We start from the raw sequence: 19,496 nt of genomic DNA, 5'->3' as shown, positions 1-19,496 counted from the left end.
CCATCCTCATGTGTCTTCGCCCTCTTCGGGGTCGACTGACATACGTGCCTGCGCCTCCGGCGTCAGGCGCAGCACCAGTTTGTCGGGCAGGCGCAGATCGACGGCCTGCACATCGCGCGCCAGCAGTTGTTCAGAGCTGTCGAGATCCGCCAGCCGGTAGAGGGCGCCGTCCAGGTCGTCCTCGGGCAGCTGGACGTCGATGCCGTCGTCCAGCTTCAGGTTCCAGCGCCGGTTACCGATCCTGACGGCGGCCCGGACGCGATCCCTGACCTCGGGCACCAGGTTCATGACGGCGATCAGATCGGCAGCGACATCGGCGGCGTCAGGGCCAACCACCAGCAAGAGCTCGCGGAAGTCCTGCGGGTGGGCGCCATCGATCACGTCACCGTTGTCGTCGACGACCGCAAGCCGCCCGTCGTTCTGCCACAAGGCCAGCGGCGTGCGTTCGTCGATGCGCAGGATGATCGTATCCGGCAGCCGCCGCTCGACCGACGCCTCGCTCACCCACGGCAAGGCCTCAACCCGCTGGCGTGCCGTTTCGAGCGAAATCTCGAAGATCGGCTGATGAATGTCGACGCCCAGTGCTTCGATCAATGTCTGGCGATCAGTCTGGAACCGACCGGTCGCGTAGACCCGTTCGACCGAAAAACCCATCTGTGCCGTGGCATCGGCGAACAGTTGTCGGGTCTCGGCCCAACGCCTGTCGGCGGCACCGCTCAGGAACAAAGCGGCCACCGCGACAATGGCGACGGTCATCGACCCGGCAAGCGGCCACCAGCGTTTCGCGGTCGCGCGCCAACGCTGCGCGGGACTGCGGTTGCGCGCGTTCTTCCGGCTCTGACGCTTCTTCACTGCCCGCATTGCGCCTCCTCGACCATCCAGGAGACGAGCTGACCAAAATCGATACCGACATAGGCGGCCTGCTCGGGCACCAGCGAAAGCGGGGTCATGCCGGGCTGCGTGTTGACCTCGAGCATGACGAGCTCGCCGGGCTCCCCGCCGGTGTCGTCATAGCGGAAGTCCGACCGCGTCACGCCGCGGCAACCAAGCGCCTGATGTGCGCTGACGGCCATCTCAGATGCCGCGCTATAGACGTCGCTATGGATCGGCGCGGGAATCGTGTGGACGGAACCGCCTTCCGTGTACTTGTTATCGTAGTCGTAGAACCCTTGGGGCGTCGTGATCTCAGTGACGCCTAGCGCGCGGTCGCCCATGACGGCGACGGTCAGTTCACGGCCGGGCACGAAACGCTCGACGATAGCCTCGTCGCCGTAATGGAAGTCTTCGGGCTGAAGACGGTCGTCGTTGTCGTTCTTCTCGACGATGCGCACGCCGACGCTGGAACCTTCGCGGTTCGGCTTGACGACGAACGGTCGCTCGATCGGCGCCGATTGGCCGATTGCCTCGCGGGTCACGATTTCGCTTTCCGCACACGGAATGCCGGCGGTGTGGAACACGCGCTTGGCCGCCTGCTTGTTCATGGCAAGCGCCGAGGCCAGCGGTCCGGAATGGGTGTAAGGCAGTTGCAGGATTTCAAACAGACCCTGAATGCAACCGTCCTCGCCAAAGCGGCCGTGCAGCGCGTTGAAAATGACATCGGGTTTGGGGTCCATCTCCATCAGGACCTGGGCGATATCGTGATCAACATCGATCCGCGTGACGCGATAGCCGCTGGCTTCCAGCGCATCAGCGCATTCGCGCCCACTGACCAGGGAGACCTCGCGCTCGGAATTCCATCCACCCATCAAAACTGCGACATGCCGGCTCATGCGACTTCCTCCGGCCCCGTTGCGTGCCGCCCGATGCGGCGGATTTCCCATTCCAACCGGACACCCGTTTTCTCAAACACCCGGCGGCGCACTTCTTCGCCGAGCCCTTCCAGATCCGCCGCCGTGGCACCGCCGGTGTTGATCAGGAAGTTGCAGTGCTGCTCCGACACCATGGCCGCGCCACGCGTCAGACCGCGGCAACCGGCGCGGTCGATCAGCTCCCAGGCCTTGGCATCGGGCGTGTTCTTGAACGTGCTGCCGCCCGTGCGCGAGCGCACCGGCTGTGTGCTACTGCGTTGTGTCTGGATCTCGGCCATGCGCTGTTCGATGGCCGGTGCGTCACCCGGCTCACCTTTCAAAACAGCCTGGGTGAAGACCCAGCCCTCCGGCAGACTGCAGAAACGATAGCTGTGGCCAAGATGCTCCGGCGTCAGCACCTGAACCTCGCCACGCGGATCGATCGCCCGCGCGTGGATCAACGCGTCACTGAGCTCACGTTCATAGGCACCGGCGTTCATGCGCAGCGCGCCACCGATCGTACCGGGGACGCCAACCAGGAATTCAAGGCCGGCCAGACCGGCCTGACTCGCCGTCTTCGCGACATTGAGGTCCAGCGCCCCGGCGCCAGCCACGACCGTCTCGCCGTCGACCGTCACCCGTGCGAGATCGCGGCCCATGCGAATGACGACACCGGGGATACCGCCATCGCGGATGAGCAGGTTGGAGCCGACGCCGATGACCGTCACGGGCGTATCCGCTGGCCGGTTCTGCAGGAAGGTCGCGAGATCCTCTTCGTCGGCCGGCTTGAAGACGACTTCCGCGGGACCGCCAGCGCGGAACCACGTGGTCTTCGACAGCGCGACACCGAAGCTGTAGCGGCCACGCACGTCGGGCAGACGATCGGCCAGGGCGCTATGCTTGGACGCAGCCATCATGTCCGACCTCCCGCGCATGCCGTCTTGTCGCCAACCAGCTCTTCCAGTTGTTGCGGCAAGTCGTTCGCCCATGCCGTGATCGACCCGGCACCCAAGCAAATGACGACATCGCCCGACTGCGCCTTGCCCACGACCATGGCGGCCAAGCCGGCGGGATCGTCCAGGACCTCGACTTCGCGATGGCCGTGGGTGCTGAGCCCCTGGGCCAGCGCATCACGATCGTAATCGGGGATTGGCGCCTCGCCGGCCGGGTAGACATCGGCGACGATCACGGCGTCCGCGTCGTTGAAGCAGGTGCAGAAATCATCAAAGAGATCACGCAGCCGCGTATAGCGATGGGGCTGGACGATCGCGATGATGCGTCCGTCATAGGCATCGCGCGCGGCCGACAGCACGGCCGAGATCTCGACGGGGTGGTGGCCGTAATCGTCAATCACCGTGATACCGCCGACCTCACCGGTCTTGGTGAAGCGGCGCTTCACGCCCTCGAACCGCTTGAGCGCGTCAACGATCGCGGCGTCGGGAATGCGCATTTCCTGCGCAACGGCGATCGCGGCAAGCGCGTTCGACACGTTGTGGCGCCCGACCATGGGCAGGTAGACGTCATCGACCTGGCGCGTCGTGTCGGAGATGCGGTCGCGGATGACCACGTCGAACTCATAAGCATTGCCGGTCGGACGCAGGTTTGTGCCGTAGACATCAGCTTGCGGCGTCATGCCGTAGGTCACGACCCGGCGATCGGCAATGCGGCCGATAAGCGCCTGGACTTCCGGATGATCGAGACACAGCACCGCGAAACCATAGAACGGCACGTTCCCCACAAAGGCATCGTAGGCGTCACGCACCTCGTCGAAAGAGTCGTAGTTCTCCAGATGCTCTGGATCCATGTTGGTGACCACGGCGACGGTCGCCGGCAGCTTGACGAAGCTGCCGTCAGACTCGTCGGCCTCGACCACCATCCATTCGCCGGTGCCAAGGCGCGCATTGGTGCCGTAAGCGTTGATGATGCCACCATTGATCACGGTCGGATCGAACCCGCCGCATTCCATGACCCAGCCGATCATCGACGTTGTCGTCGTCTTGCCGTGGGTACCGCCGACCGCAACCGACCAGCGCAGGCGCATCAGCTCGCCGAGCATCTCGGCACGGCGTACGACGGGAATCCAGTGCTCGCGCGCGGCCAGAACCTCGGGATTGTCGGGCTTGACCGCCGAGGACGTCACCACGATCGCCGCGTCGCCCAGGTTCTCCTCGCGATGTCCAATGTGGACCGTGATGCCCATGGCGCGCAGCCGGCGCACATTGGCGCTTTCGGTGAGGTCACTGCCCTGAACGACGTAACCCAGGTTGTGCAGCACCTCGGCGATGCCGCTCATGCCGATGCCGCCCATGCCGATGAAGTGGATCGGCCCGATTTCACGAGGTAGCGCTCTCATGCCGCCTCCGGACGAATCAGGGCGTCGTGGCCGTCACCGTTGCCGGGCACCAGGCGCTCGACCTCATCGGCCAATGCCGACGCGGCATCCACACGGGCGCGCTGGCGCGCGTTCTCGGCAGCCGTTCGAAGTGTCTGCGGTGTCGCGATCAACGCTTCCAGGCGCGCGGCCAGCGCCTCAGCGGTGAACGCCTGCTCAGGCATCAACCACCCGGCGCCATCCGCCTCCACCGCCATCGCGTTGACGGTCTGGTGGTCGTCGGCGGCATGGCGATAAGGCACCAGGATCGCGGGTTTGCCAGCCGCGGCGATCTCCGCGACTGTCGACGCGCCGGCACGGCCGATCACCAATTGCGCCTCGCCCAGACGCCCCGCCATGTCGTCGAAGAAACTCTGCAAGGTCGCCTGCACGCCCAGCGACTCGTAGGCTTGACGCACACCGTCCAGATCCTCAGGACGGCATTGTTGCGTAATCACCAGCAGGCGACGCGCGCCGGACGGCATGGTGGCGAGCGCCTCGGGCAGCACGCGGCTCAGGATGCTGGCACCCTGGCTGCCGCCGACGATAAGGACACGCAGCCGGCCGTCGCCGTTCGGCGGCATGTACGACTGGTTGGCCAGTGCCGCGATCTCCGGACGCACCGGATTGCCGGTCAGCACCACACGCGCGCGGCCCGCCTCGTCAAGCCGCGCCGTATCGGCAAACGATGTCGCGATCACGTCGACGCGCGGCGCCAGGAGGCGATTGGCCCGACCCAGCACCGAATTCTGTTCGTGAATGACTGTGGGCAGCGGCACACGCGTCGCGGCCAACACCGGCGGCACGGACGGATAGCCGCCGAAACCAACGACACAGGACGCGCCCAAGGTCTTGGTCAGGCGCCGCGCTTCCCATGTGCCGCGCAACAGGTCGACCACGCCGGTAACACGGCCGGTCAATTTGCGTCCGGCCATGGCGGCCGAGCGAACGGTATAGACCGGCACGCCCTGCAAGCCGGTACCGAGGTCGACGCCGCGGCGGTCGGTCACGAAGACGACGTCGCGGCCGCGATCGATCAATGCGCCGGCAAGCGCGCGGGCCGGGAACAAATGGCCGCCGGTTCCGCCGGCCGCCAGCATCACGGGGCCGGTCATGATGGCCTCCCGTGCTCGGGCCGGCGTCGCGTCAGCGCCAACACCATGCCCATCGCGATCGCAATCGCCACCAGCGATGAACCGCCATAGGACATGAACGGCAACGTCATGCCGGTCGACGGCACCAAACGCAACGTGACGCCCATGTTGACCACCGCCTGAGCCCCGAACTGAATCAGCAGCCCAGCCACAGCCAACAGGACAAACAGATCCTTCTCCGCCATCAAGCGGATCAAGCCGCGCAAGGCGACGAAGGCGAACAACGCCACGATCAGCAAACAGACGAAAAGACCAAACTCCTCGCCGGCGACGGCGAAGATAAAGTCCGAATGGGCATCGGGCAGGACGTCCTTAACGACGCCTTCGCCCGGCCCCCGTCCAAAGACTCCTCCGGATTCAAACGCTCTCAATGCCGTGTTCACCTGAAAACTGTCACCGGAAGCCGGATCGAGAAAACGATCGATCCGGTCCGCGACATGCGGCAGAAAGCTGTAGCCGGCGACCACGCCGACCACGACAACCCCCGCCACGCCGGCAACCAAGATGAGCGGCATGCCGGCGAGGAAAAATTGGCCGCCCCAGATCGCCGTAACCGTGGCGGCCATACCAAAGTCGGGTTGCAGCACGATAAGGCTGACAACCATGATGAACAGGCAAAGAGCAACAAGATCGCCCGGAAACCCCGGGCGGGTACGCTGTTCGGCAAACATCCAGGCGACAACGACGGCGAAAGCCGGCTTTACAAACTCCGACGCCTGCAATGAGAATCCCGGCAAAGAAATCCAACGACGTGAACCCTTGATGTCGGCCCCGATGAACAGGGTCAGCGCCAAGAGCACGACCGAGATTCCGAACACAATAACGGCAAGCCGACGCACGCCCCGCGGCGATAGCAGGGAAACGGCCATCAACACGGCCAGTGCGATCGGTAAAAAGATGAACTGTCGCCGCACGAAATAGAACGAGTCCGCACCTATGCGGTCCGCGACCGGCGGACTGGCCGCCATGATCAAGATGACTCCGCAGAGCATCAGGATCACGAGCGCGGCCAGCGTCCACCGGTCGACGGTCCACCACCATCTTCCTAGTAAGCTGCGGTCCGTGCGGGCGAAAGTTGTCATCTCTTCCTAGCGGTCTTCCTCTTGGCAGGCGCCCTGCGCTTGGCCGGAGCCTTACGCTTGGCCGGAGCCTTGCGCTTGGCGGCTTTACGCTTAGCCGGAGCCTTGCGCTTGGCGGCTTTACGCTTAGCCGGAGCCTTACGCTTGGCGGCTTTACGCTTAGCCGGAGCCTTACGCTTGGCGGCTTTACGCTTGGCCGGAGCCTTACGCTTGGCGGCTTTTTTCTTGGTCGCTGCCTTACGCTTGGCCGGAGCTTTGCGCTTGACGGCTTTCTTCTTGGTTGCGGCTTTGCGCTTAGCCGGAGCTTTGCGCTTGGTCGCAGCCTTACGTTTCGCCGGCGCTTTGCGCTTAACGGCTTTCTTCTTGGTCGCGGCCTTGCGCTTGGCCGGAGCCTTGCGTTTGGCAGCTTTCTTTTTGGCAGTTGACTTCTTGGCCGTAGAACGTTTCGTGGCCATGTCAGACCCCCTTTTGCGTGTTGCGGGTGGGACAAGAGATGTGTCCTTCTCAAGTTCCTGATCGCGCTTTCTCTTCTCTTCGAGCACGATTTCACGGAACTTGTTCCCCCGATCTTCAAAATCGGAGAACTGATCGAAAGACGCGCATGCCGGTGACAGCAATACGATCGCGCCGGCGCGTCGGTCGGCGAGCGCCATGTCGCTCGCCTGCTTGACGGCTGTCACAAGATCGCCGCTTACGGTGTACGGCACGCGTCCTTCTAATGTCTGGGCGAACGCACCGGCCGACTCTCCGATCAGGAAGGCATGCGCCATCCGCGGGAAGTAGGGAGAGAGCGTCGCGATGCCGCCCTCCTTGGCGCGTCCACCGGCAATCCAGTAGATACGGTCGTAACAGGCAAGGCCACGCGCGGCGGCAGCCGCGTTGGTCGCCTTACTATCGTTGATAAAGGTCACCCGGCCGACCTTGCACACGACTTCCTGGCGGTGCGCCAGGCCGGGGAATGTCTTGAACGCCTTGGCGACCTCTTCGGCGGGAATGCCGAGCGCGCGAATGGCGGCAAGGGCCGCGGCGGCGTTCTGCCAGTTGTGCACGCCGGGCAGCACCTTGACCTTGTTCAGATCGACGACCTCGTCGGGCTTGCCCGACGTCTCATCGATGATCACGCCCTTCTTCACGTAGACGCCGTCGGCGATACGTCGCAGCACGGAGACCGGAATGATGGTGCGGCCGCGCCGACCGGCGAGCTCGGCGTGAATGCGCCGACAGATATCGTCGTCGACGCCAATGACCGACGTCTGATGAGACGCCCGGCGCGAGAAGATGCGTGTCTTCGCCGCGATATAGTTGGCGAAGTCACCGTGGCGCTCGACATGGTCGGGCGAGATGTTGAGGAGAACCGCGACATCGCTGACCAGCGAGCGAATGAGATCGAGCTGATAGGACGACAGTTCCAGAACATAGATGCCGTCATCATCCAGCGGATCGAGATCGAGCACCGGCGTGCCGATATTGCCGCCCAGCTGCACGGAGCGGCCTGACGAACGGATCAGATGCGCGATCAGCGCCGATGTCGTCGACTTGCCATTGGTGCCGGTCACGCCGACCACGCGTCCGGGCGGACGCGAACGGGCGAACAGCTCCATGTCGCCGATCACCTCGACACCGGCCGCCATGGCGCGGGCGACCAGCGGATGTGGCGCCGGATGCGTGAGCGGCACGCCGGGGCTTAAGACCAGCGCACGCACGATGTCCCATTCCAGGCGGTAGAGGTCGTTGAGCGTGACGCCCTTGTCGGCGGCAAGTCGGCGCCGTGCGGGATCATCGTCCCAGGCGTGGACCTGCGCACCGGCAGCCGCCAGTGCGAGTGAACTTGACACGCCGGAGCGGCCCAGTCCGAAGACCGCGATCGATGAATCTGCATGGCGTGAAAGATCGATCATCGGCTCACCTCAACTTCAGCGTGGCAAGACCGACAAGCGCCAGGATGATGGCGATGATCCAGAAGCGGATCACGATTGTCGGTTCAGCCCAGCCCATTTTTTCGAAGTGATGATGGATCGGGGCCATACGGAATACGCGGCGCCCGGTCGCCTTGAACGAAGCGACCTGGACAATCACCGAAACCGTCTCCAACACAAAGAGACCGCCGACGATCGCCAGCACCAGCTCATGCTTGGTCACGACCGAAATGCTGCCCAGCGCGGCGCCGCTGGCCAGGCTGCCGGTATCGCCCATGAACACCATGGCCGGTGGCGCGTTGAACCACAGGAAGCCGAGCCCGGCGCCGACCATCGCGCCGCACAAGACAGCCAGCTCGCCGGCGCCAACGACCAGCGGCAGCTGCAGGTATGACGCATAGACCGTGTTGCCGGCGAGATAGCAGATGATGCCGAACGTCATGGCCGCGATGATGATCGGGCCGATCGCCAGGCCATCCAGCCCGTCGGTCAGGTTCACCGCGTTCGACGCGCCGACGATCACGAACACAACGACGACGACAAACATCCAGCCGAAGTTGATCAGGACATCTTTCAGGAACGGCATGGCCAGATGGGACGACATGTGGCTCTCGGTCAACGCGGCGATGGCGAACGCCGCGACCAAGGCCAGCACGATTTCCATCGCCAGTTTGACGTAGCCCGACAGACCCTTGCTGGTTTGGTGGGTGACCTTCAGGTAGTCGTCGGCAAAACCGATGGCGCCGAAGCCCAGGGTCAGCAGCAGGACGATCCAGACGAAGCCGTTCGACAGGTCGGCCCACAGCAACGTGGCGACACCCAGCGACAGCAAGATCAAGACGCCACCCATGGTCGGTGTGCCGGCCTTTGTGATGATGTGACTCTCCGGTCCGTCACTGCGGATGGGCTGGCCCTTGCCTTGCACCGACTTCAGCCAGCGGATCACCAGCGGCCCAAAGATCAGGCTGATCAGAAGCGCCGTCAAAATCGCGCCGCCGGTCCTAAACGTGATGAACGAGAACAACCGGAGCGCACCGATATCATCGGACAGAGGCGAAAGGAGATTGAACAGCATGGTTCGCCCCCTACCCGTTGCCGACCATGGGCTGCGCGGCGCCCTGCCGCAACAGCGCCTCGACAACGGTCTCCAGACCCACGCGCCTCGACCCCTTGACCATCACCACATCGCCCGCCCGCAAGACGTCGACGACCGGCGCGAGCGCATCGCTCGCGGCCTGGACGTGCGCCACACAACGTTCGGCAGGCAGGGCTTGTTTCGTATGAGCGACCTCGTCCCCGATCAGCACAACGAGGTCGGCGCTTTCCAGAATTTGCTCGGCCAGCGCGACGTGAAGCGCCGCGCTCTGGTCACCCAGCTCCAGCATGTCGCCAATCACCGCGACGCGCCGGCCACCGTCGCCGACCGGGGTCGCACGCAACACACCGAGCGCGGCGTGCAGGGCAGCTGGGCTGCAGTTATAGGACTCGTCGATGACGAGGACGTCACCGCCGTCGATCGTTGCGCGATGGCGCTGGCCACGCCCGGGCGGCGGCGCCACCGAACTCAAGGCGGCGGCGGCTTGGTCGACATCGGCATCCATCAGCACAACAACGGCCAGCACAGCCAGACTGTTGAGCGCTTGGTGGCGGCCCCAGAACCCGAGTTGGTATTCGATCGACCGCCCGAAGACATCGGCTTTGACGACGGTGCCCCTGTCACCCAACCGCCAGTCAAGCAACCTGACATCGCAGCCGTCTGTTTCGCCGAACCGCACGATGCGCGCGGCACCGGCGTCAATCGCACATTGGGTCAGGTAGTCCGCAAACGCACTATCACCGTTAATGACTGCAACGCCATCTTCCGTGAGGCCGTTGAAGATATCGGCCTTCTCAGCAGCGATGCCGTCGATCCCGTCGAAGGTCGCGCCGTGCACCATCTCGATCGTGGTGATGACGGCGATGTTCGGTTGCACCAAACCGGACAAGGGCGCGATTTCGCCCGGCGCATTCATGCCGATCTCGAAAACGCCGAATCGCGTCGCCGCCGGCATACGTGCCAGGCTGAGCGGGGTTCCCACGTGATTGTTGAAGCTCTTCTCGCTGACATGGGCTGCACCCTGGCGCGCCAACACATGGTGCAGCATTTCCTTGGTGCCGGTCTTGCCGACGCTGCCGGTGATCGCGCAAATGCGTCCAGCGCAGCGCGCGCGGGCAGCGCGCGCGAGATCGTTCAGACCGGCCATCGTGTCGGGCACCAGCAGCAGCGGCGCCGGATGACCATGATCGAACGTACGCGCCACCATAGCCGCCGCCGCGCCGCCGTCGAGAGCCTGACCGACATACTTGTGACCGTCCGACGTTTCACCATTAAGCGCGACGAACAGATCACCCGGCGCGATCTGGCGGCTGTCGAATGCGACACCGAAAGCCGACCACGACTGCAGGCTCTCGCCGCCGGTCGCCGCCGCCGCATCGCGGTCGTTCCAAAGCACGGGCCCCGTCATGCCGCGCGCCCCAGGTCGTCGACCGCGCGACGCACTTCGTCGCCGTCATCGAACGGCAGAACCTGCTTGCCGACGATCTGGCCCTGCTCGTGCCCCTTGCCGGCAACGACCAGGACGTCGCCATCCGTCATCTCGCCGACCGCAGCGCGGATCGCCTCCGCACGGCCATCGACATTGGTCGCGTCGGGGCAGCCAACCATGATCTCCTGGCGAATGTCGGCTGGTTTCTCGGTGCGTGGATTGTCGTCGGTGACAAACACTTTGTCGGCAAGGCGCGCGGCGATCGCGCCCATGCGCGCGCGTTTGTCGCGGTCACGATCACCACCGCAGCCGAAAACAACAAACAGCTTGCCGGTCACCGCGGGACGAACTTCCGCCAACACGGTCTGCAGTGCATCCGGCGTATGCGCATAGTCGACATAGATCGGACCGCCGTCAGGATGTTCGGCGACACGCTCCAAGCGTCCACGCACGCCCGCAAGCGACGGCAGCAGTTCCAGCACGCGCGTGACCTCAACGCCTTCGACGCCTGCGACCATGGCCGCAGCACACAAGGCGTTCATGGCCTGGAAGTGTCCGGGCAGCGGCAATTCCGTGTCGATGCGCTCGCCGTCAGCCTCGATCGTCAGGATCTGCACCGGACCGCGATAGCGGCTGTCGACAAGTCGCAGGTCGTTGCCTGAGTGGCCATAACCGACCACGTGCAAGCCGTTGTCGCGACACACGGCGGCAATCGCTTCAAACTGATCGCTGTCGGCATTCAGCGCCGCGACACCGTCCGCCTCGACCAATCCGAACAAGCTGAACTTGGCGTCCCGGTAGGCATCGAAGTTCGGATGATAGTCGTAGTGATCTTGGGTCAGATTGGTAAAGCCGGCGGCAGACAGACGCACACCGTCGACACGGTTCTGATCGAGACCGTGGCTGGATGCTTCCAGCGCGACGCGCTTGAAATCGCGCACGCCAAGATCGGCCAACACCTTGTGCAAGGTCACCGGATCAGGCGTCGTGTGCGCAAGACTGGCGCGGTACCCATTGCCGCACACGCCCAGGGTACCGACCGCCGCCGCCTTGATTCCCAAGGCACGCCACAGCTGCGCGCAGAAGACGGCGACCGACGTTTTGCCGTTCGTTCCGGTCACGGCGACGGCGCGCTCCGGCTGGTCGCCGAAAAAACGCGCGGCCATTTGCGCGAGCGCCCGGCGCGGCCGGTCGCTGGTCAGAACCGAGACGTTGTCTTGTGTCACCTTCGACGCCGCATCCGGTGTTGTCAGCACGCAGGCCACGCCACGCGATACCGCGTTGTCGATGAAACGGCGGCCATCGGTCTCGACGCCCGGCACGGCCGCGAACAGATAGTCGCGCGCGCAGTCGCGCGAGTCAGCGCTTAAGCCCAGGATGTCGACATCCCCGCCGCAGCGTTCGACCGTGAGGTCGAGACCGTTAATGAGCGCCGTAAGCCGCAAGAATGGCCTCCAGTTCCAAATCTTGTCCGGCCACCGCCTGTGGCAAATCAGGCATGGCGTTTTCGTCGGGCGCAAAACCAGCAAGCGGACCGATACGCGCGATGATGTTTCCGACCGTCGGCGCCGCGGTCCAACCGCCGGTCGCATAGCCGTAGGTCTCCTCGATGCCATTGGGCTCGTCGATCATCGCCAGAACGATGTACTGGGGATCGTCGATCGGGAACGCCGAGACGAACGACGACAGCAGTTTGTCCTCGTTGTATCCGCCCCAGCTATCCAGCTTCTCGGCCGTGCCGGTCTTGCCACCGATCAGATAGCCGTCGACCTGCGCCTTGCGACCGCTGCCGTACTCGACGACCAGATGCATCAGCATGCGCACGGCCTCCGACGTCTCCGGCCGGATCACCTGAACGCCCGGCGGCGACTGGTCGGATGTCCAACGCAGGATCGTCGGCTGATAGAGCGTGCCGCCGTTGACCATGGCGGCCATGGCGCTCGCGACCTGGATCGGCGTCACGGCGATACCGTGGCCGAAGCCGATGGTCATCGTGTTGATCTCGCGCCATGGCGAGGGCGCCATGGGCAGCGCGTTTTCCGGCAGCTCAAGCTGCGATGTCGACAGAAGGCCGACGCGCTGCAAGAACGCCTGCTGGCCTTCGGCACCGACATCGAGCGCCATCTTGGCCGCGCCAATGTTCGACGAATAGATCAGGATCTCCGGCAGCGACAGCCAGCGGTTCTTCGGCTTGTAATCGCGGATCGTGAACTGCGAGATGCGGATTGGGTCCGTCGCGTCATAGCCGCTCGTCATGTTTACCAGACCGGCATCGAGCGCCATGGCCGCGGTGAATACCTTGAAAACCGAACCGACCTCATAAACGCCCAGCGTCGCGCGGTTGAAGCGGGTGTCCTCGTGCGCTTCGCCAGCGCGGTTGCTGTCGAAGTCGGGTAAGGAGACCATGGCCAGCACTTCGCCGGTATGCACGTCCAGCACGATGCCGGTACCGCCAATGGCGCCGAAGCGATCGATCGTCGCCGTCAGTTCTTCACGCACGATCTGCTGGAAGCGCAGATCGATCGACAAAGCCAACGGCGTTTCGTCGGCCTCGGCGCGCGCCTGCAGTTCATGATCAAATGCCTGCTCGGCACCGGCAAGACCATGACGGTCGATATCGGTAAAGCCGACGACATGGGCGGCCAGGTGACCTTGCGGGTAGATCCGCCGCTCCTCCCGCACAAACCCCAGCCCCGGGATACCGAGCGCGTGGATGTCGGCCTGCTGGCGCGGCGTCAGGTTGCGCTTCAGCCAGACAAAACCGCGGTCGGTGGAGAGTTTGGCGACGACCTCATCGAAATCGATATCGGGCAGCGCCGATTCCAACATCACCGCTGCTTCTTCCGCGTCGATCACGACGCGCGGATTGGCATAGAGCGAGGCGGTCGGCAGATCGGTCGCCAGCAACATGCCGTTGCGATCGACAATGTCGGCGCGTCCGATGGGCGCCAACGCGGTGCTATAGGCAAGCGCGTCGCTGTCGCCGGCCTCGATCAACATCACCTCGACAAGGCGGCCGGCAATCAACAGAAACGCCGCGCAGAAGACAACGGTCAGCACAACCAGGCGCGATCGGCAGATGTCTGCCGCCTGCTTGATCGCCCCTTCAAGACGCAGCGTCGGTTGCGGCTCCATGGCGCCGCCATACCACTGGCGATCGTTGTGCGCGTGGTCGCTCATTGTGTCGCCTCGAAGGTGACCAACGAGATGGACGGCGTCAGCACGTAGTCGGGCAGTCCGTTCGGCCGGTAAGGCACGTCGACCAAGACGCCCATCTGGGCCGGCGCCATCGGCACCAGATCGAGATGGCGTTCGGCGAGTTCGGTCAGACGGTCAGGCCGGTTCAAATAGCTCCACTCGGCCCGCAGCACGTGAATGGCCTCGCGCCGGTCGACCAGCTCGGTTTCCAGCCGCGCCAGCTCGTCTTCCAGGCTGCGCACCTCGTACTTGATGACGAAGGCCGCCACAGCCGCGCCAACCGCGGCCACCATCCATATCGGGCTTCCGCGTCGCATCATGCCGCCTCCGCCCATGCCGGCGCGTCCGTCCGCACCGCCGCGCGCAGACGCGCCGAACGGGCGCGCGGGTTGTCGCGCACTTCAGCTTCGCCCGCCGTCACCGGCTTCCTGCCGATCAGGCGGAAGCTCGGCGCGCGCGCAGCGTCGGGCAGGTCGGGAAGATGCCGGCTAGGCCGGGCCGCGGCACCACTGCGCTCCTGCAGGAACTTCTTGACGATGCGGTCTTCGAGCGAATGGAAGGCAACGACGACCAGACGGCCACCGGCGCGAAGGACGCGCTCGGCCGCAGCCAGACCGCGCTCCAGTTCGCCGAGCTCGTCGTTCACATAGAGCCTGAGCGCCTGGAAGGTCCGCGTCGCCGGATCGATGCCATCGGCCGATGGGCGCACGACCGAACGCACGATATCGGCAAGCTCGCCGGTGCGGGTGATCGGTGAATTCTGGCGCGCCGCGACAATGGCGCGGGCGACGGCGCGGGCCCGGCGCTCCTCGCCAAGCTTGGCGATCATCGCAGCGAGATCGCGCTCGTCGAGCCGATTGACCACATCGGCCGCGTCCTCGCCGACCGGCTCCATGCGCATGTCGAGCGGGCCGTCGGCACGGAACGAGAAACCGCGCACGGCATCGTCGAGCTGGTTGGATGAGACGCCGATGTCGAGCACGACGCCGTCAACGACCGGGATCGCCCGATCGGCGAGCAGTCGGTCCATCGACGAGAACGCGCCCTGGACCAAGGTCAGACGCGGACCGTACTGGGCCGCCAGCGCCTCGCCACGGATGATCGCCTCGGGATCGCGGTCGATGCCGACCACCATGCAGTCGGCAGCATCCAGCATGGCGTGGCTGTAACCGCCGCCGCCAAAGGTGCCGTCGACATGGGTCTCGCCATCAGCCGGCGCCAGCACCGCCAGGACTTCATCCAGCAGAACCGGCACGTGTACGTTTTCGGTGGGCCGCTCAGCCATCGCCGCCTCCCAGCTTGCTGGCGAAGGCAAGCTCGACGTCGGCGGGGTTGTCGGAGACCCGCTGGAACGCCTCCTCCTGGAAACGCAGACCGGCTTCAGGTTCCCAAATCTGGAAGAACGGACCGCGACCAATAAAACACGCCTGATCGACAATACCGGCGAAGTCACGGAGATGGTCGGGGATGCCCATCCGTCCTTCACTGTCGCACGGCAAGTGGATCGCGGCGCCAAAGATGGCGCTGGTGACGTCTTCATGTTTGGCGGCAAACGGGTTCGAAATACTGTTGGCGAGATCGGCAAAAGCATCGGGGGCGAACGCGTCAAGCGCCTGAACCCTACGGATAGAGCGCATGACATAGATACCGGGCTGGGTCTGGCTGGCGAGCACACCACGAAACGCGGCAGGCACAGAGACCCGCCCCTTGCGATCGATCTTGTTGATGTGTGTCCCGACGAATACTGGCACGTCGCCATCCCCTTGCCCGCCGTGTCCCGGCGGCCGGGTATTGGCTGCGCATGCCGACACCATGTAACCGTTGGGACAGCATGGGATATCATGGGACTACATGGGCGTCAATGCCATTACCAAGTAAATCCCTGGGCTAACGGTGCTTTCTCTTTTGCTCGATTGCTTTCCTGCATCCGATGCTCGTTCCCACGATCAAGGTCTCGTAGTCTGACATTATGCAGGTACTACATGTAGATGTCCAGTATGTTCCCTTTTTGTTTCATTACTTAACTGTGTATTGATTGTTCCGGCTGCCAGTTATCGCAAAAAGAAACGGTTCAGACGGCCTGTAAGCCGGGTTCTGTATCCGACCTTTGGGGCCGGACGATGGCCATTCATCTGGGACGCCCGTTACCGGACGCCTCGCGCGACCAACCCGGGCGGCGAGCCGAAAACAGGCCCTTGGCGGCCAAAAACCGCCGATTGCCGCCCCTATTCGGTCTTGCTCCCGGTGGGGTTTACCATGCCGGCGCCGTCGCCGGCGCCGCGGTGCGCTCTTACCGCACCCTTTCACCCTTACCCGCTGAGCCCTGAGACGCGCAGGCGGTTTACTTTCTGTGGCACTTTCCCTGGGGTCGCCCCCGCCGGGTGTTACCCGGCACCGTGTTTCCGTGGAGCCCGGACTTTCCTCCCCCGGCACGAAACCGTGCCGAAGGCGACCATCCGGCCGTCTGGACCGGCTTTCTACGTAGTCTTCCGGGCTTTGCGGGTCAATCCAGCATCGAAAGCAGACCGGCCAGACGGTCAAGGGTCTCCAAATCGGCGACACCATCGACGTTTTGGGGCCGGAAATGACGCTGGAACGCCACGACAGTCGCACGGCTGACCGGTCCGAAGCGGCCATCGGCCACCAATCCGTAGCCATAGGTCGCCAGCGCCGCCTGAAACCGCTCGACATCCTCGCCCTGGTCGCCGGTGGTGAGGATCCGGCCGCGCGACGGCCGTGGCGCGGGCCACAGCCCGATGCCCGCCGCCGCCAGAGCGGCCCAGTCGAACCATTCGCCGGGATCCTGCTTGCGCGACGGCGCGATATCGCTGTGCCCGACTACGTTTCTGGCCTCGATGCAATGGCGCGTCACGATGTCGCCAGCCAGCGCCACCAGTGTCGCCATCTGGGCCGCCGGATAGGGCTCGGGCCCGAACTCGTGGCCCTTGTTCTCCAGTTCGATGCCGATCGAGGCGCTGTTGACGTCGCTGATGCCGCGCCAGTGCGAAACACCGGCATGCCACGCCCGCTCCGTCTCCGGGACAAGGCGGAAGAGCTGGCCCGCCCGGTCGATCAGGTAGTGGGCGCTGACGCCGGCCTCCGGTGCCGTCAGACGCTCAAGCGCATCCTCCGCCGTCTGCATTCCGGTGTAATGCAGAACCAGCATGGAAATGGCGGTTTCGGGGGGCCGCGGTCCATGATTGGGCGAGGCTCTCTCGATCACTGTCAGGGGCCGGGAAATAGAGGGCATGAAACGGCTCGCGCAGGACTCGCCATGGCTTTGAGTTTGCCGCAGACTATCGCCAGCCCGTTGGAAAGTCCCGCCATAGAGGACGGGACGGCGATAAACGAGATGCAGGGAGGTTCCATGTCTGACGTTAGAAATGTCGCTATTGTCGGCCCCTCATTGAGTGGCAAGACCACGCTTCTGGAGAGCATGCTGTTCGTCAGCGGCGCGATCGGCCGCAAGGGTACGGTCAAGGACGGCAATTCGGTCGGCGACAGCGCGCCGGAGGCCCGCGCGCGCCAGATGAGCACTGAGGTCAGCGCCGCGCGCGCCACATTCGATGACGTCACCTTCAACTTTCTCGACTGCCCGGGCTCCATCGAGTTTCAGGCCGAAGCGCGCAACGCGCTGATTGGTTGCGACGCCGCCGTCGTCGTTTACGAACCGGTTATCGAGCGCGCCACGACACTGGCCCCGATCTTCCGTTTCCTCAGCGAGAACGACATTCCGCATATCGTCTTCATCAACAAGATGGACCGCACCGCGACGATGATGCGCGACCTGATCCCGGCCATGCAGGAAGTCTCCGACAAACCCCTGCTGATCAATCAGGTCCCGGTGCGCGATGGTGAACACGTCACCGGTTACGTCGACCTGGTGACCGAACAGGCATACAACTACAAGTCAGGCGCGGCATCGGAAGAAACCGAGATGCCGGACTCCGTCAAGGAGCGCGAGCAGGAAGCGCGCACCATGATGCTGGAGACCCTCGCCGACTTCGACGACACGCTGCTTGAGAAGCTGCTGGAGGACGAGATCCCTTCGGTCGAGGAGGTCATCAACGACCTGCACGACACCCTCGGCGACGGCAATCTCGTTCCGGTCCTGATCGGCGCCGCCGAGCAGGAGAACGGTGTGCGCCGTCTGTTGCAACATCTCGCCGAGTGGACACCGGACGCGTCGACGACCGTGGAGCATCGCGGCATCGAAAAAACCAAACCCTCAGCGCAGGTGCTCAAGACGTTCCACACGCCACACGGCGGCAAACTCTCGCTGGCGCGCGTATGGGCCGGCACAATCAAGGACGGCGAAACGGTCAACGGCGAGCGCATCGGCGGCATGTATCACATGATGGGCGCTAACCAGGACAAGGTCGACAAAGCCGAGGCCGGCGACATCGTTGCCTTTGGCCGCCTTGACGAAGCCCGTACCGGCGACACGCTGTTGATCGGCGGAGCCGCACCGTCATCGGCCGACGAGATCCCGCGTGCCGAAGAACTGCCGCGCCTGTACGGCTTGGCGATCCATGCCGAGCGGCGTGACGACGAGGTCAAGCTGTCGGCGGCGCTGCAGAAGATCCAGGACGAGGATCCCTCGCTGATCGCCGAGCAGAACAGCGATATCAACCAGCTCGTCCTCTGGGGCCAGGGCGACATGCACCTGAACGTCGCCTTCGAGAAACTGCGTGAACGTTACGGCGTTGCGGTCACGTCCGAACGGCCGCGCGTGCCCTACCGTGAGGCGATCCGCAAGCCGGTCACCCAGCACGGCCGTTTCAAACGCCAGACCGGGGGCAGCGGCATGTTTGGTGACGTGCACGTCAACATCAAACCGCTGGCGCGCGGCAACGGGTTCGAGTTCGTCAACTCGATCTCAGGTGGCTCGGTGCCTCGCCAGTACATCCCGGCTGTGGAAGCCGGCGTGAAGGAGTATCTCGAACGCGGACCGCTCGGATTTCCCGTGGTCGACGTCTCGGTCGAACTGTTCGACGGCAAGTATCACGACGTCGACTCCAACGAGATGGCGTTCAAGCTCGCCGCCCGCACGGCGATGAGCGAAGGCATGCCGAACTGCAACCCCGTCCTGTTGGAGCCGATCATGGAGGTGCACATCCACGCCCCCAATACGGCGACATCGAAGGTGCAGCAGTTGGTCACCGGCCGTCGCGGTCAACTCCTGGGCTACGAGGTTCGCGAAGGCTGGAAGGGCTGGGACACCGTCACCGCCCACATGCCGCAATCGGAGATCCAGGACCTGGTCGCCGAGCTCAGATCATTGAGCCAGGGCGTGGCATCCTACACCGCCAGCTTCGATCATCTGCAGGAGCTGTCGGGACGCGTCGCCGATCAGGTTGTCGAAGACCGCAAGGAACAGCTGGAAGCGGCGTAGGGCGCACACCCGTCTCGTGGACCAAAGGACTAAGTGAGGGGTCGTGCTCAACAGGTAGCCAATCTGTTGGC

Annotated in this window: 16 protein-coding genes and 1 other RNA gene; 1 reads left to right on the top strand and 16 read right to left on the bottom strand. The window is 64.2% G+C overall.

Annotated elements, in window-relative coordinates:
- Positions 1-6: 6 nt before the first annotated feature.
- From AAF563_06290 to AAF563_06215, 16 genes are all read right to left on the bottom strand, one after another.
- Positions 7-861, bottom strand: a complete 855-nt coding sequence (locus AAF563_06290; GenBank protein MEM7120864.1) for a cell division protein FtsQ/DivIB — start codon at positions 859-861, stop codon at positions 7-9.
- Entirely contained in the window at positions 849-1,769 is a 921-nt protein-coding gene (locus AAF563_06285; protein MEM7120863.1) for a D-alanine--D-alanine ligase, read from the bottom strand. Before AAF563_06285 ends, AAF563_06290 begins: the two co-directional genes overlap by 13 nt.
- Positions 1,766-2,704 carry a UDP-N-acetylmuramate dehydrogenase gene (gene murB, locus AAF563_06280; protein MEM7120862.1) on the bottom strand — a complete coding sequence of 313 codons (939 nt, stop codon included), beginning with the start codon at positions 2,702-2,704 and terminating at the stop codon, positions 1,766-1,768. Before murB ends, AAF563_06285 begins: the two co-directional genes overlap by 4 nt.
- Positions 2,701-4,140, bottom strand: coding sequence for a UDP-N-acetylmuramate--L-alanine ligase (gene murC / locus AAF563_06275; GenBank protein ID MEM7120861.1), 1,440 nt, complete (start codon positions 4,138-4,140; stop codon positions 2,701-2,703). Before murC ends, murB begins: the two co-directional genes overlap by 4 nt.
- Positions 4,137-5,273 (bottom strand): undecaprenyldiphospho-muramoylpentapeptide beta-N-acetylglucosaminyltransferase, encoded by a 1,137-nt coding sequence (murG, locus tag AAF563_06270; protein MEM7120860.1) that lies wholly within the window; start codon positions 5,271-5,273, stop codon positions 4,137-4,139. The genes murC and murG overlap by 4 nt, the downstream gene beginning before the upstream one ends.
- Positions 5,270-6,394 (bottom strand): putative lipid II flippase FtsW, encoded by a 1,125-nt coding sequence (gene ftsW / locus AAF563_06265; GenBank protein ID MEM7120859.1) that lies wholly within the window; start codon positions 6,392-6,394, stop codon positions 5,270-5,272. The genes murG and ftsW overlap by 4 nt, the downstream gene beginning before the upstream one ends.
- Positions 6,391-8,289, bottom strand: coding sequence for a UDP-N-acetylmuramoyl-L-alanine--D-glutamate ligase (gene murD / locus AAF563_06260; protein ID MEM7120858.1), 1,899 nt, complete (start codon positions 8,287-8,289; stop codon positions 6,391-6,393). Before murD ends, ftsW begins: the two co-directional genes overlap by 4 nt.
- 4 nt (positions 8,290-8,293) lie before the next feature.
- A complete protein-coding gene (gene mraY, locus AAF563_06255) occupies positions 8,294-9,382 on the bottom strand; it encodes a phospho-N-acetylmuramoyl-pentapeptide-transferase (GenBank protein MEM7120857.1) in 1,089 nt (362 codons plus the stop codon).
- Positions 9,383-9,392: 10 nt separating this feature from the next.
- Positions 9,393-10,811 carry a UDP-N-acetylmuramoyl-tripeptide--D-alanyl-D-alanine ligase gene (gene murF / locus AAF563_06250; GenBank protein ID MEM7120856.1) on the bottom strand — a complete coding sequence of 473 codons (1,419 nt, stop codon included), beginning with the start codon at positions 10,809-10,811 and terminating at the stop codon, positions 9,393-9,395.
- Entirely contained in the window at positions 10,808-12,277 is a 1,470-nt protein-coding gene (locus AAF563_06245; GenBank protein ID MEM7120855.1) for a UDP-N-acetylmuramoyl-L-alanyl-D-glutamate--2,6-diaminopimelate ligase, read from the bottom strand. Before AAF563_06245 ends, murF begins: the two co-directional genes overlap by 4 nt.
- Positions 12,255-14,012, bottom strand: a complete 1,758-nt coding sequence (locus tag AAF563_06240) for a penicillin-binding protein 2 (protein MEM7120854.1) — start codon at positions 14,010-14,012, stop codon at positions 12,255-12,257. Before AAF563_06240 ends, AAF563_06245 begins: the two co-directional genes overlap by 23 nt.
- Positions 14,009-14,350: a hypothetical protein gene (locus AAF563_06235; GenBank protein MEM7120853.1), complete on the bottom strand. Its 342-nt coding sequence runs from the start codon at positions 14,348-14,350 to the stop codon at positions 14,009-14,011. Before AAF563_06235 ends, AAF563_06240 begins: the two co-directional genes overlap by 4 nt.
- Positions 14,347-15,315 (bottom strand): 16S rRNA (cytosine(1402)-N(4))-methyltransferase RsmH, encoded by a 969-nt coding sequence (gene rsmH / locus AAF563_06230; protein MEM7120852.1) that lies wholly within the window; start codon positions 15,313-15,315, stop codon positions 14,347-14,349. The genes AAF563_06235 and rsmH overlap by 4 nt, the downstream gene beginning before the upstream one ends.
- Entirely contained in the window at positions 15,308-15,781 is a 474-nt protein-coding gene (locus tag AAF563_06225; protein MEM7120851.1) for a cell division/cell wall cluster transcriptional repressor MraZ, read from the bottom strand. The genes rsmH and AAF563_06225 overlap by 8 nt, the downstream gene beginning before the upstream one ends.
- 316 nt (positions 15,782-16,097) lie before the next feature.
- Positions 16,098-16,498, bottom strand: an RNA gene (gene rnpB, locus AAF563_06220) — RNase P RNA component class A.
- A 35-nt stretch (positions 16,499-16,533) separates the two neighbouring features.
- Positions 16,534-17,196 carry an N-acetylmuramoyl-L-alanine amidase gene (locus AAF563_06215; GenBank protein ID MEM7120850.1) on the bottom strand — a complete coding sequence of 221 codons (663 nt, stop codon included), beginning with the start codon at positions 17,194-17,196 and terminating at the stop codon, positions 16,534-16,536.
- Positions 17,197-17,397: 201 nt separating this feature from the next.
- Between AAF563_06215 and AAF563_06210 the strand changes: the two genes are divergently transcribed.
- Complete coding sequence (locus tag AAF563_06210; GenBank protein ID MEM7120849.1) at positions 17,398-19,425, top strand: elongation factor G; 2,028 nt, start codon at positions 17,398-17,400, stop codon at positions 19,423-19,425.
- Positions 19,426-19,496 lie beyond the last annotated feature (71 nt).

It is taken from the genome of Pseudomonadota bacterium, assembly GCA_039028155.1.
GTDB lineage: Bacteria > Pseudomonadota > Alphaproteobacteria > SP197 > SP197 > JANQGO01.
This window is presented reverse-complemented; position numbering and strand designations above follow the sequence as displayed.